11 protein-coding genes are annotated in these 12,717 nt (G+C 71.8%); 1 reads left to right on the top strand and 10 read right to left on the bottom strand.

Annotated elements, in window-relative coordinates:
- Window positions 1–43 precede the first annotated feature (43 nt).
- From AB0C21_RS23450 to AB0C21_RS23435, 4 genes are all read right to left on the bottom strand, one after another.
- A complete protein-coding gene (locus AB0C21_RS23450) occupies window positions 44–667 on the bottom strand; it encodes a class F sortase (RefSeq protein ID WP_500206882.1) in 624 nt (207 codons plus the stop codon).
- Between the two features lie 89 nt (window positions 668–756).
- Complete coding sequence (locus tag AB0C21_RS23445) at window positions 757–1,266, bottom strand: hypothetical protein (RefSeq protein WP_500206880.1); 510 nt, start codon at window positions 1,264–1,266, stop codon at window positions 757–759.
- Window positions 1,267–1,986: 720 nt separating this feature from the next.
- A complete protein-coding gene (locus tag AB0C21_RS23440) occupies window positions 1,987–2,511 on the bottom strand; it encodes a hypothetical protein (RefSeq protein WP_500206878.1) in 525 nt (174 codons plus the stop codon).
- A gap of 104 nt (window positions 2,512–2,615) precedes the next feature.
- A complete protein-coding gene (locus AB0C21_RS23435; protein ID WP_500206877.1) occupies window positions 2,616–3,830 on the bottom strand; it encodes a helix-turn-helix domain-containing protein in 1,215 nt (404 codons plus the stop codon).
- Between the two features lie 14 nt (window positions 3,831–3,844).
- Between AB0C21_RS23435 and AB0C21_RS23430 the strand changes: the two genes are divergently transcribed.
- On the top strand, window positions 3,845–4,387 hold the full coding sequence (locus AB0C21_RS23430) for a hypothetical protein (RefSeq protein WP_500206875.1): 543 nt from the start codon (window positions 3,845–3,847) through the stop codon (window positions 4,385–4,387).
- A gap of 150 nt (window positions 4,388–4,537) precedes the next feature.
- On the opposite strand, the gene AB0C21_RS23425 is transcribed toward AB0C21_RS23430, so the two are convergent.
- From AB0C21_RS23425 to AB0C21_RS23400, 6 genes are all read right to left on the bottom strand, one after another.
- Window positions 4,538–6,391, bottom strand: coding sequence for a Xaa-Pro dipeptidyl-peptidase (locus AB0C21_RS23425; protein WP_500206874.1), 1,854 nt, complete (start codon window positions 6,389–6,391; stop codon window positions 4,538–4,540).
- Window positions 6,392–6,451: 60 nt separating this feature from the next.
- Entirely contained in the window at window positions 6,452–7,756 is a 1,305-nt protein-coding gene (locus tag AB0C21_RS23420; protein WP_500206873.1) for a thymidine phosphorylase, read from the bottom strand.
- A gap of 99 nt (window positions 7,757–7,855) precedes the next feature.
- Window positions 7,856–8,260 carry a cytidine deaminase gene (locus tag AB0C21_RS23415; protein ID WP_149259046.1) on the bottom strand — a complete coding sequence of 135 codons (405 nt, stop codon included), beginning with the start codon at window positions 8,258–8,260 and terminating at the stop codon, window positions 7,856–7,858.
- A gap of 5 nt (window positions 8,261–8,265) precedes the next feature.
- Window positions 8,266–9,624, bottom strand: coding sequence for an ABC transporter permease (locus tag AB0C21_RS23410; protein ID WP_500206871.1), 1,359 nt, complete (start codon window positions 9,622–9,624; stop codon window positions 8,266–8,268).
- On the bottom strand, window positions 9,621–11,042 hold the full coding sequence (locus AB0C21_RS23405; RefSeq protein WP_500206869.1) for an ABC transporter permease: 1,422 nt from the start codon (window positions 11,040–11,042) through the stop codon (window positions 9,621–9,623). The genes AB0C21_RS23410 and AB0C21_RS23405 overlap by 4 nt, the downstream gene beginning before the upstream one ends.
- On the bottom strand, window positions 11,039–12,577 hold the full coding sequence (locus tag AB0C21_RS23400) for an ABC transporter ATP-binding protein (protein ID WP_500206868.1): 1,539 nt from the start codon (window positions 12,575–12,577) through the stop codon (window positions 11,039–11,041). The genes AB0C21_RS23405 and AB0C21_RS23400 overlap by 4 nt, the downstream gene beginning before the upstream one ends.
- Between the last annotated feature and the right edge of the window lie 140 nt (window positions 12,578–12,717).

Below are 12,717 nucleotides of genomic sequence, written 5' to 3'. Positions count from 1 at the left end.
GACCCGGTCGCCCGCCGCCTGGCCTCCCAGGCCGGGCAGGCCGTTACCGGACCGCAGTCTCGGCGGCGTAGACGATGACGTTGTCGGTGTAGCTGCGCTTGCCCCGGTCGAACGAGCCGCCGCAGGTGACGAGGCGGAGCCCTGGATGGTCGAGCGGCCCGTAGACGCGACCGGTGGGGAACCGGCCCTTCGGGACACGCTCCACGGACTCGACGGTGAACACGGCCACCCGTCCGTCCGCGCGGCTCACCTCGACGCGGTGCCCGGGCCTCAGCCGGCCCAGGTCGTAGAACACCGCGGCCCCCTTCGCGGTGTCGACATGGCCCAGGATGACCGCGGCGCCGCGTTCGCCTGGCGTGGGCCCGCCCGCGTACCAGCCGGCCTCCCCAGGCCGGTCCGCCGGGGGCACCTGCACAGAGCCGTCGGCCTCAAGACCCAGGCGGGCCAGCGGCGCCCGCACGCCGATGGACGGGACGTCCACCCGGACGGGCGGGGACGGGTCGAGCACCGGCCCGTGCCGGTCGACCGGCCGGGTGGTCGCGGCCCACGCGGGCGGGCTCGGCGGACCGGCCGGGCCGCCCAGCCCGAGGACGAGCGCGGCGAGGCCGGCGGCGGACAGGACCGCCGCCAACCCCCAGAGGCCCCACCGGCCACCCTTTCCCCGCATTGTTCCTTCCATCCGCCGAGAATCGCCGATTCTGCTCTTACGGAAAGGCCGACGCCACAACCACGCGGCCCTTTCAGAAAGGCGCGCTATTACGCGGCCGCGCCATTACGACGGCGGACGGCAATGGCGCCGGCGCCGATCCCGCCCAGCAGCAGGACGCCCCCGCCGGCCAGAAGCGCGGTGTTCGAGCCGCCCGTCCCGCCGCCGAGACCCGTCGCCGCCCCGCCGGTCGGGGTGGGCTGCCCCATCGGACGCGCCTTGCCGTCCACGACGCGGACCTCGCCGGTCGCCCTGTACGCGCCGCACCTGACCAGCACCGTGTAGGTGCCGGGGAAGGTGTCCTTCTTGATGGTCGCGAGACCGGCCCGGCCGTCGACCTCCTCGGATCCGTTCAGCGGCACCGCGCCCCCGACGAAGGCCAGCGACCCCGCCTCGCCGTCGACCTGGCACTTCTTCCCCACCACCGTGACCTTGTCGCCGGGACGGGCCTGCGCCGGCTTCACGATGACGTCCCCCGGGTCGGCCATCGCGGGCGCGGCCATTCCGAACGTCGCCGCGCCGACCACGAGACCGAGAACGGTCGCCTTTCCGAGTCGCATGTTCTCTCCATATCGACACGGCGGCCTACTCGACTTTCAGCCCGTGAGCCCGTGCCCCCTTATGCCCGTATTTGATGAGACCCGCGGCCGTTTGGTTCGGTGATCCTTTTTTCGTCGCCCGGAGAGGCTCCCGCCCTCACAAATCCCGGAAAGGTTGGCGTGAATGCCGTCACACCGCCGTGGCCCGACCCGGCCCGCACGCGGCGCCGGCCCCTGCCGGAACGGCTACGGCGAGAGCGGCAGCGGCCGGTCGTCGACGATGCGTTCCTGCCGCAGCTCGCCCGGGTCCTGCGAGCCGGGGACACGACCGGGGTGTCCTGGTCGTGGGCGGCCCTGACCAGCGTCGGCAACGCCGGATGGATCATCTACTTCACGCTGTCGGAGTTCGGGGCGGCGACCGGCCGCGCCGGAATCGGCGCGCTCCTCACCGCCTCGTTCGTGCTCCAGGTCGCCCCCTCGGTGTGGACCGCTTACCGCACGCCCCGGCCGACCGGGATCTCCCGCGGCACATGGCTGCTCATATTGGGCGAGTTGCTCTGCTTCGGCCTCTACGGGCTCCACCAGGGCGACCCGCGCCTGATCGCCCTCGGCTGGACGGGCGTCGCCGCCGCCCTCCTCATGCTCGGCCGCGCCCAGTACGTCGCGGCCACCTCCCCCCCGCTCCCGCGCGGCCGACACCACCCCGGAGCCGTCCGGCCCCTCCGGATGAGCCCCGGCCCCTCAGCGGTCGGCGGGGTCCATGTTCCAGGTGCGCGGGAGTTCGGCGTCGCAGAGGGCGCAGAAGAAATGGGCCTCCTTGACCAGGTTGCGTTCCCGGCACTCGGGGCAGCGGCGGAAGACCATCGGGTCGGTGAAGCGGCCCGGGTGGTCCAGTCCGGCCCGGTCGAGCGCACCGCCGACGGCGGGCCAGGAGTCCGGATCGGGGCAGTAGCCGGTCGACTGGTTGCTGACTCCCGCCACCGACCACCGGCCGCCGTGTCGGGCGAAGCTGATCTCACCGGCGCTCAGGACGGGCATGCCTCCCGCGCAGACGACGTGCTCGCCGCGCCGGGGAGAGAGGCGCAGGAAGCCGTCCAGGTCGACGACGAAGGTGAACGGCTCCGTCGACTCGTCCTCGTCGCACGCGGCGAGCCAGGTGGCGAGATCGTCCGGGGACGCGATCCGCCGTCCTTCCGTGCCCGGTCGTGCCGTCGCGAGGAACTCGGGCGGGCCCACGTAGGAGTACCGGCGCGGCCGCTGCGTCATCTGGGGAAAGGTAGCGGATCCGGACTCCTGCCGGGCGGCCCGGCGGACGCGGCCAGGCAGATCCGCCGGATGCCGGCGTCTGTGCAGAGCCGCTTGCCTCGGCGCTAGCGGTCGGCGGTGGTGAAGAGCTGGCCGGGGGCGCGATCGTCGCAGGGCAGTTGGAGGACCGGGGCACGGAGGGCGGGCACTCCCCTCACGCCGACGCAGAGATCACGGTCCTGGGGGCGTAGCTGGATGCCTCCGGCCAGCGTCCGGAGGGTGAAGCGGTCCGGTTGGCCATGGTCGCAGGTGTCGTCGGACAGGGGCGCGCCGGGTTCGAACGAGGCGTCCACGACCCCCATGCAGCCGGCGCCGAATTCAGGGTGCTGGGTGGTGACGCGCCAGAACGTCCCGTCCTGTGTGAGCTTGCGCGACGGGAAGCTGTCGGCGCAGCGTGCGAGGAACACGAGTCCGGACCTGTCGTTCCGGCGTTCGGACAGGCAGAACCCCCCGAGCCGGAGCGTCGATCCCGATGGAGGGAGGGCGGGGGCGGCATCCGGTGCGGTCTTGGCGTCGGTGCGCTGGGACGGGCGGGTGAGGACGATCCCGGCGGCGGTCGCGGCGGCCGTCACGACCGCGGTGACCACGGCGGTGACGACGACGGTGCCGACGGGGATGCCCTGCCTCGGCCGCCGACGGGGCCGCGCCGCACCTTCCGCCGGCACCGCGTCCTCCAACGACGCCGCGTCATCCAAGGGCGCAGCGTCATCCAAGGGCGCAGCATCGTCCAACGGCGTCGCATCGCCGCTCACCGCCGCGTCGCTCCCTGGGACCTCGTCGTCCCTTGGCCCCAGGTGGTCCCTTGGCGCGGAGGGGTTCTCGGCCTGGACGGGCGGGGCGGACGGTTCGGGGGGCATCGGGTGGAGGAGGCGTTCTCGGGCGGAGAGCCACCGGGTCACGTCGCCGCCGCAGACCTCGACGAGCGCGGCCACGAGTTCGCGGCGGGGCACGGTCTTCCGGTGCAGGGCCGTGGCCAGAGTGGACGACGGCAGCGGGAAACGGCCCTGGGCGGAAGTGCGCCGCTCGATTTCCTTGAAGGTCAGGCCGCTGCGTTCCCGGAGCCTTCGTAACGCCACGACGAACTGTTCTTCGGTGGTCAGCGCGAAAGGGTCCAGTTCGGCTTCGCGGTCATTCACGCGCAGAGTGTGGCAGACCGATCGCGTTCGGGTCCATCCCGAACGCTCGAACGCGTGCGGACCGCTGATCATGACGGCTTGACTGCTCGATGCCGCACGTTGCGGCAGGTGGCGCGACGGCACTTCGGCTTTCGCGTCGAGCATGTGGAGGAGTGCAGATGACCCGGTTCCGCACGATAGGACTCGGCCTGGCGACGATGGCGGCGCTCGCCGTGAGCGCCACGCCGGCGATGGCCGCCCCCGCGTCGCCGGCCGCCCCGGTCACGCCGGCGAAGGCGTGCCCGCCCGACGTCTACTACAAGGTCAAGTCGAAGAAGACGGTCAGCTACTGGGTGCCCGGCACGCACTTCGTGGACGGCAAGGGCGGCAAGGTCACCGGCAAGGTCGAGCGTTCGTACACCAAGTCGGCGACGCTGGAGGCCGGCGCGGAGGCGTCCATCGGCGCGGTGTGGGCCACGGTCAAGGCCAACGTGTCCAAGTCGGCGACCAAGAGCAACAACGTGACCGTGGGCCATTGGTACGAGCACCAGATCAGCAAGAACCGGTACGGGCACATCCGCTACCGCGTGATCGGCTACAAGGTGCTGTTCGAGAAGTGGCGCACCCAGGGCAACTGCAAGGACAAGTTCCTGGACGCCTTCTACGGCAACATTCCGACCACCAAGGAAGGCTGGAAGTACTGGGAGTCGAAGCAGCCGTAGCGGAATCCGCGGGCAGCGTCAGCCGACGCGGAAGCCGAGAACGGTGGCCTTTCAAAGGCGAGCGCCCGGAACGCCGATTCGGCGTTCCGGGCGCCGCCCTTCAACAGTCACCCACGAGAGGCGCGGGCACGGGGTGATGCCGTGCCCGGGTCAGCCGTTGGTGAGGGGGAGGGTCAGGGTGCTGCCGTCCAGGTCGACCTTGACCTTGGTCCCCGCCGGGTAGCGGAGCGTGTAGGCGTGGTCGGTGGCCAGCACCATGAGGCCGATCCGGTGGCCGGGCTTGAAGACGTAGTCGTACGGCTGCATGGGCCAGCTGAACGTGTACTCCTTGCCGGCCTTCACCGGGGTGCTCCGCCAGATCGACTCGCGGTTGCGGACGTCCGTCCAGCCGCGCGTCACGATCTTGAACGGGGTGACGGCGGTGGTGTACTTCCGGACGGGGCGGCAGCCCTCGTCACCCGGGATGGAATCCCCGTAGCACCAGGTGTCGGGCGTCCGGACGAAGCCGGAGACGCGCTCGTCGGAGCCGTAGTCGACCAGGAGGGCCGACAGGTACGGCGAGCGGCCGTCGACGGAGGCGCGCAGCTTGATCCGCGCCGTGCCGCTGAGCTTCATGGCCTTGGTCAGCTTCGGCGTGAGGTAGATCAGGCGGTTGGGGTCCGCCGCGTCCGGGTTCGCGGCCAGGTCCTCGGCCTTGCGGGACGGGTCGTCCACCAGCTGCTGGGTGCCGTGGCCGCGCCGGCCGAGGCCCTTCGCCGACAGGCCGAGGGGAACGGGACGGGCCGAGGCGTCCGGCCAGTCCTTGTGCGTCTCCCACTGGCCCGGTGTGCGCTCAAGGTCGACCTTGGGCCGGCGCATGATGTCGTTCCGGACGTTGTAGAGCTCATGCGCGAACCACAGGTTCAGCGTTTCGAGCCACACGCTCTGGCGGACGTCCAGGGGCTCGTCGTGCGCGGCCTGGTGGATCCAGAGCTTCCGGTCGACGCCGGCCTTCTTCAGCCCGTCCCACAGGAGGGACATCTGGATCGGCTTGACGTTCCAGTCGGCGAGGCCGCTGGTCATGAACACGCTGGCCTTGAACCGGGGCGCGGACTTGGCGAAGTTCCGCTCGTCCCAGGTCCGGTTGTAGTCGCCGGTGACCCGGTCCATCTTCTTCTCGAGTTCGTGCATGACAGGCGCGCAGACCTCGAGGTCGTGGCGGGTCAGCACGGCCTTGGCGTGCAGGTCGAGGTCCTCGCCCTCCCAGCCGTCCGGCGCGACGACGCCGCCGTTGGCGCGGTACTCGTCGTACCAGTTGGACACGCCCGAGATGGACACGACCGTCTTGAGGCCGGGCACACGGGTCGCGGCGGTCGCGAGGGGCAGCGTGCCGTCGTAGGACTTGCCGGCCATGGCGACGTTCCCGGTCGACCACCCGGCGTCGACCTTGTTGCCCTGGGCGTCGTACGCGGTCGCCTTGCCGGTGAGCCACTCGATGACCGACTTCATGCCCTGCGTCTCGTTCGGGCCGACGGCGGTCGGGCAGCCGTCGGAGTCGCCCGTGCCGAGGGTGTCGGCGGCGAGGACGGCGTAGCCGCGGGACACGAAGTAGTTGTCGTAGTAGACGCGGGAGTAGCTCGTCGGACCGGGCGGGCCGGGCGGCGGCGTCCACGGCGCGAGGCGCGGGTAGTCGGTCACGTCGGCCGGGTGGTATGGCGGGTCCTGCGTGCCGGCGTAGTAGGGGCTGCCCTCAAGGATGGAGGCGACCTTGAGGCCGCCGCTCGTCTCCTTGGGGCGGGTGACGTAGACGGAGACGCGGTCGCGTTTGCCGTCCCGGTCGCTGTCCACGGTCGTCTCGACGAACACCTTCTCGCGAATGGCGTCCTTGAACGAGAACGTGGGCTGCGTCTTGCCGTCCTTCACCACGATGTGGGGACGTCCCGCGTCGGCGTACGCGGGCACCATGCCGGCCACGAGGCCGACCGCGCCCGCGAGCGCCGCCACGGGCAGGAGTGAGAGTCGCAACGTCCGCTCCTTGGCTGCTGAGAGAAACCTGATCAGCTTCCAGAGCGGACACAACGCCCGTCAACGGTGATTATTAACAAACCGGTCGGGTCCCGCGATCCGATCGATGACCAGGGGGTGCGCGGACACGGCGCCGCCTGCCTCGATGTCATAGGCGCCGTCCAGCGCCTCCAGCGCGCGGCCGAACCCGGCCTCGTCGTCGGCGTGCAGCGTCAGCAGCGGCCGCCCCTCCTCGACCGTGTCGCCCGGCTTGGCGTGGCAGATGACGCCCGCGCCGAACGACACCGGGTCCTCCTTGCGGGCCCGGCCGGCGCCGAGGCGCCAGGCCGCCACCCCGACCCCGTAGGCGTCGAGCCTGGTCAGGACGCCCGAGGAGGGGGCCGTGACCACATGGGTCTCGCGGGCGGCCGGCAGCGGCGCGTCGGGGTCGCCGCCCTGCGCGGTGATCATCCGGCGCCAGACGTCCATGGCGGAGCCGTCGCGCAGCGCGTCGGCCGGGTCCTTGCCCGAGATCCCGGCGGCGTCGAGCATCTCCCGCGCCAGCGTCAGGGTCAGCTCGACCACGTCGGACGGCCCTCCCCCGGCGAGCACCTCGACCGACTCGGCCACCTCGACGGCGTTGCCGACCGCGTTGCCGAGCGGACGGTCCATGGCGGTGAGCAGGGCGACCGTGCGCAGCCCGTGGTCGGAGCCGATCGCGACCATCGTCTCGGCCAGCTCGCGGGCGTTGTCGACCGTCTTCATGAACGCGCCCGAGCCGACCTTGACGTCCAGCACCAGCGCGCCCGTGCCCTCGGCGATCTTCTTGGACATGATCGAGGAGGCGATCAGCGGGATCGACTCCACCGTGCCGGTCACGTCGCGCAGCGCGTAGAGCTTGCGGTCGGCCGGCGCCAGGCCGCTGCCCGCCGCGCAGATGACCGCGCCCGCCGAGCGCAGCACGTCCAGCATCTCCGCGTTCGACAGCGACGCCCGCCAGCCCGGGATCGACTCCAGCTTGTCGAGCGTCCCGCCGGTGTGGCCGAGGCCCCGCCCCGACAGCTGCGGGACGGCCGCGCCGCACGCCGCCACCAGCGGCGCCAGCGGCAGGGTGATCTTGTCGCCGACGCCGCCGGTGGAGTGCTTGTCGGTGGTCGGACGGTCCAGTGCCGACCAGTCCATCCGCTCGCCGGAGCGGATCATGGCCTCGGTCCAGCGGGCCACCTCGGCCCGCGACATGCCGTTGAGCAGGATCGCCATCGCCAGCGCCGACATCTGCTCCTCGGCGATCGCGCCCCGGGTGTAGGCGTCGACCGCCCAGTCGATCTGCTCGGGGGTCAGCGTCCCGCCGTCCCGCTTGGCGCGGATGACATCGATGGCGTCCACGAGATCCTCTCTGTGCCGGTCAGGCTGAGTCGGTCTGGCTGGGGTGTGCGGCCGGCCGGCGGGATGCGCCGACCGGCGTTGTCTGGCGGGACGTGCCGGTCAGGCCCGGTCCACGAGGTCGTCGGGACCGAACGCGTCCGGCAGGACGTCCGACATGGGCAGGATGCCGCGCGTCGTCTCCAGCAGCATCGGGGCGCCGCCGTGCTCCCACAGCAGCTGCCGGCAGCGCCCGCACGGCATCAGCGGGTTCCCGTGCCGGTCGACCACCGCCATGGCGACCAGCCGGGGCCGCTCGGACTTGCCGGGCCCGTGCAGCGCCGACACGACGGAGCACTCCGCGCACAGGCCGACGCCGTACGAGGCGTTCTCCACGTTGCACCCCGTGATGATCCGGCCGTCGTCCACCAGCGCGGCGGCCCCGACCGGAAACCCGGAGTACGGGCAGTAAGCACGAGCCATCGCCTCCCGCGCGGCAACGCGCAGAGCAGGCCAATCAATCTCCATGAGAGTTATCGTGCCTCACCGCGCCTATACCGCAGACCATCGGCGGCGGGCATGCGGAGGCGCTGGCTGGCCAGGGCCAGGACGAGCAGGGTCGTCAGGTGCGGCGTGAAGGAGACCAGCTCGCCGGGGACGAGGTCGCTCAGCAGGAACCAGGTGAGCAGCGCGGCGGCCGCGACCAGCGACAGCACGGCGCCGAGGACGGCGGCCCGCATGTCGCGGCGGTGCGCGACGTCCAGCGCCGCCTGCGGGAGCAGCCGGTTCGCGCGCACGCCCTGCCAGACGGCCACGCCGATCAGCAGGATGGCCACGAACAGCAGGAGTGCGTGCACCGACTCGCCGCCGCCGCGCACGTTCATCGCGTCGGTGTAGCCGAACAGCAGCGAGCCGGCGGCGAGGCCGCCCGGACGCCAGTTGCCGAAGATCATCGCGGCGAGGCCGATGAACCCGCGGCCGTTGGTCTGGCCGTCCTGGTAGAACGGCGCGGCGACCGTGACGAGGAAAGCGCCCGCCAGGCCCGCGAAACCGCCCGAGATCATGGTGGCCGCGTACTTCATCCGGTAGACCTGCACGCCGAGCGACTCGGCCGCGTACGGGTCCTCGCCGCACGAGCGGATGCGCAGCCCGAACGCCGTCCGCCACAGCACGAAGAAACTGGCCGGGAGGAGCAGCAGCGCCACGAGCGTCAGCAGCGACATGTCGCTGGTCAGGCCGCGCACGATGCCCGCGAGGTCCGACACCAGGAACCAGTGGTGCTTCTCCAGCGAGCCGAGCCAGTCGGGGCTCTCCCAGCCGCCGATCTTGCCGCCGGACAGCACCGGCAGCGTCAGCGTCTGGACCGGATCGACCGGGGGCGACTGCCGGGGCCCGCCGCCGAGCGCCTTCGCCTCCCCCTTGTCGAAGATCAGACCGGCCAGGAACTGCGTGAGCCCCAGCCCGAGGATGTTGATCGCGACACCGGAGACGATGTGGTCGACGCCGAACGACACGGTGGCGATCGCGTGCAGCAGCCCGCCGAGCGCGCCGCCGATGATCCCGGCGAGGACGCCGATCCACGGGCCCCACTGGTAGCCGGCCCACGCGCCCGTCCAGGTGCCGAGGATCATCATGCCCTCGAGCCCGATGTTGATCACGCCGGACCGCTCGGACCACAGCCCGCCGAGCCCGGCCAGGAAGATCGGCACGGCGAGGCGCAGCGCGGCGCTGACCGTCCCGCTGGAGGTCACCGGGTCGGCGTCGTCGATCACCCGGACCAGCGACAGCAGCACCAGCAGGCCGGACGCGATGAGCAGGTAGTGCGGCCAGCGCAGCCGGCGCTTGCCGTTCACGGCCTTCCTGGCGGTGGCCGTCTCGGTCGCGGTGCTCATGAGGCACTCCCAGCGGCCTCGCGGGCCAGGTCGTGGCCGGTGGCCAGCTCGGCGGCGACGGCCCGCTGCTGCAGCCGGATCTCCCAGCGCCGGACGAGCTCGTACACGATGACGACGGTCAGCACGACCACGCCCTGCATGACCCCGACGATCTCCTTCGGAACGTCGACCTCCTGGAGGACGTCGGAGGTCTGGTCGAGGAACGCGAACAGCAGCGCGGCGAGCGCGATGCCGGCCGGATGGTTGCGGCCGAGCAGCGCGACCGTGATGCCGGTGAAGCCGAGCCCGGCCGGGAAGTTCAGCGAGTACTCGTAGGACGCGCCGAGCAGCTCCGGCATGCCGATCAGGCCCGCCACCACACCGGACGCGATCATCGTGTAGACGATCATGCGGCGGGCGTTGACGCCGCTGGCCTGCGCGGCCGACGGCGACAGCCCCGACACCTTCAGGTCGAACCCGAACCGCGTGTGGTTGATCACGACCCAGAACACGACGCCGACCAGGATCGCCAGCGGCAGCAGCCCGTAGACGTCGCCGGGCAGGTCGATGCCGATCGAGGACAGGAACCCGTTCAGGCCGCCGACCCGTCCCGACTCCGGGATCCGCGGCGTCGCGACGTTGTTGCTGCCCGGCCGGACCTCGGCGAGCCGCTTGTCGTTCAGCAGGTAGGCGATCAGCCCGGTCGCGATCGCGTTCAGCATGATCGTGGACAGCACCTCGCTGACCCCGCGGGTCACCTTCAGCACGCCCGCGATCGCCGCCCACAGCCCGCCGACCACCATCGCCGCGATGATCGTCAGCATCTGGCCGAACGGGGCGGGCAGCGCCAGCGCGCCGCCGAGCGCGGCGGCGAGGAACGCGGCGAGCCGGTACTGGCCGTCCACGCCGATGTTCAGCAGCGCCATCCGGAAGCCGATGGCCACGGCCACGGCCGACAGGTAGTAGCGGGTGGCGCGGTTGAGGATGTCGACGATCGAGTTCTCGGTGGTGCCGTAGTCGATCATGCTCTGGATCGAGCTGACCGGGTCGGCGCCGGTGATCCGCAGCAGGATCATCGTGATGCCGAGGGAGATCAGCAGCGCCAGCACCGGCGCGCCGATCTTCAGACCGAGGCCGCGCGGGCCGAGGCCGCGCAGCATCGCCTTCCACGACGGCACCGTCTCCGACTCCACCGGCCCGGAAGGCTCGGACGGCTTCGCGGCCGACGGCCCGGGCTCGGATGCGTCGCCCTTCCGCGGCGCGGGAACGTCGGCGGACTGCTTCCCGGCAGTGCCCCCAGGCCGCTCCGCGGCGGTGTCCTCGGGCTTCTTCACGGCGGGGGGCTCGCCGGGCGCGGGCTCTCCGCTCGGCGGTGCCGCGTCCGCGCCGTCCGCGGGCTCCTCGCCCGCCGGGTCCAGGTCCTTGCGCTCGTCGCTCATGCGGGCGCTCCGGCGCCGGTCATGGCGGAGCCGAGCTCCTCGGGGGTGACGGTCCGCGGATCGACCTCCGCGACCAACTCCCCCCGGAAGATCACGTGCAGGGTGTCGGACATACCGATGAGTTCCTCAAGATCGGCGCTGATCAGCAGCACGGCCAGCCCGTCCGCGCGGGCCTGCCGCAGGTGCTCCCAGATGGCGGCCTGGGCGCCGACGTCGATGCCGCGCGTCGGATGCGCCGCGATCAGCAGGCGCGGGTCGCCGGACATCTCCCGCCCGACGATGAGCTTCTGCTGGTTGCCGCCCGACAGTGCCGCGGCGGGCACGTCGATCCCCGGCGTCCGCACGTCGTAGGACTGGACGATCCGGGTGGTGTCGCGGCGTGCGCCGCGCCGGTCGACCCACGGGCCGCGCACGTTCGGGCGCTGGGTCTGGTGGCCCAGCATGCGGTTCTCCCAGAGAGTCCCCTCCAGGATGAGCCCGTGCCGGTGCCGGTCCTCGGGGATGTAGGCGATGCCGGCCTCGCGGCGCCGCCGCGTCGCCCAATGGGTGATGTCGTCGCCGCCGTAGCCGATGGTCCCGGCGTCGGCGCCCCGGATCCCCATGATCGCCTCGATGAGCTCGGTCTGCCCGTTGCCCTCGACGCCGGCCAGCCCGACGATCTCGCCGCGGCGGATGCGCAGCGACACGTTGTTCACGACCGGACGGCCCTCGGGGGTCAGGACGGTCAGCCCGGCGACGTCCAGCTGGACGTCCTCGGTGACGGTCGACTCGCGCAGCTCGGGGGTGGGCAGCTCGGACCCGACCATCAGCTCGGCCAGCCGCCGGGACGTCACCTCCCGCGGGTCGAGCCTGGTCGCGACCGTCGTGCCGCGCCGGATCACCGAGATCGAGTCGGCGACGGTCAGCACCTCGTCCAGCTTGTGGGAGATGAACAGCACGGTCAGGCCCTCGGCGCGCAGCTCCCGCAGGTTGCCGAACAGCTCCTCGACCTCGTGCGGGACGAGCACCGCGGTCGGCTCGTCGAGGATGAGCACGCGGGCGCCGCGGTAGAGCACCTTGAGGATCTCCACGCGCTGCCGCTCGCCGACGCCGAGCGTCTCGACCAGCACGTCCGGGTCGACGCGCAGCCCGTACGCCTGCGACATCTCCTTGATCTTCGCGCGGGCGGCGGCGAAGTCGATGCGGCCGCGCCGCCGGCCCTTGGCGCGGGGCTCGGCGCCGAGGATCACGTTCTCCAGGACGGTGAGGTTGTCGGCCAGCTTGAAGTGCTGGTGCACCATGCCGACGCCGCGGGCGATCGCGTCCGCCGGCGTCCGGAAGGAGACCTGCTCGCCGTCGACCTCGACGGTGCCCTCGTCCGGCCGCTGCATCCCGTAGAGGATCTTCATCAGCGTGGACTTGCCGGCGCCGTTCTCACCGCAGAGCGCGTGCACCTCGCCGCGCTCGATGGTGAGGTTGATGTCGCGGTTGGCCACCACTCCGGGGAACCGCTTGGTGATCGATGTCAGCCGCACGGCCGGCACCTGGTCAGGCACGAGTGCCCCTCCTCCTGCCTAGAACGTGAAGAAGACGTGGACCGGGGGACGTGCCGCCGCACCGGGCGCCACCCGTGGAGGGGGCGCCCGGTGCGCGGTTCCGGCCGGAAGAGAACCGGTCCTGCACGTCGCCGTACGGG

Origin of the sequence: Spirillospora sp. NPDC049024 (genome assembly GCF_040649235.1) — a bacterium.
Classification (GTDB): domain Bacteria; phylum Actinomycetota; class Actinomycetes; order Streptosporangiales; family Streptosporangiaceae; genus Spirillospora.
This window is presented reverse-complemented; position numbering and strand designations above follow the sequence as displayed.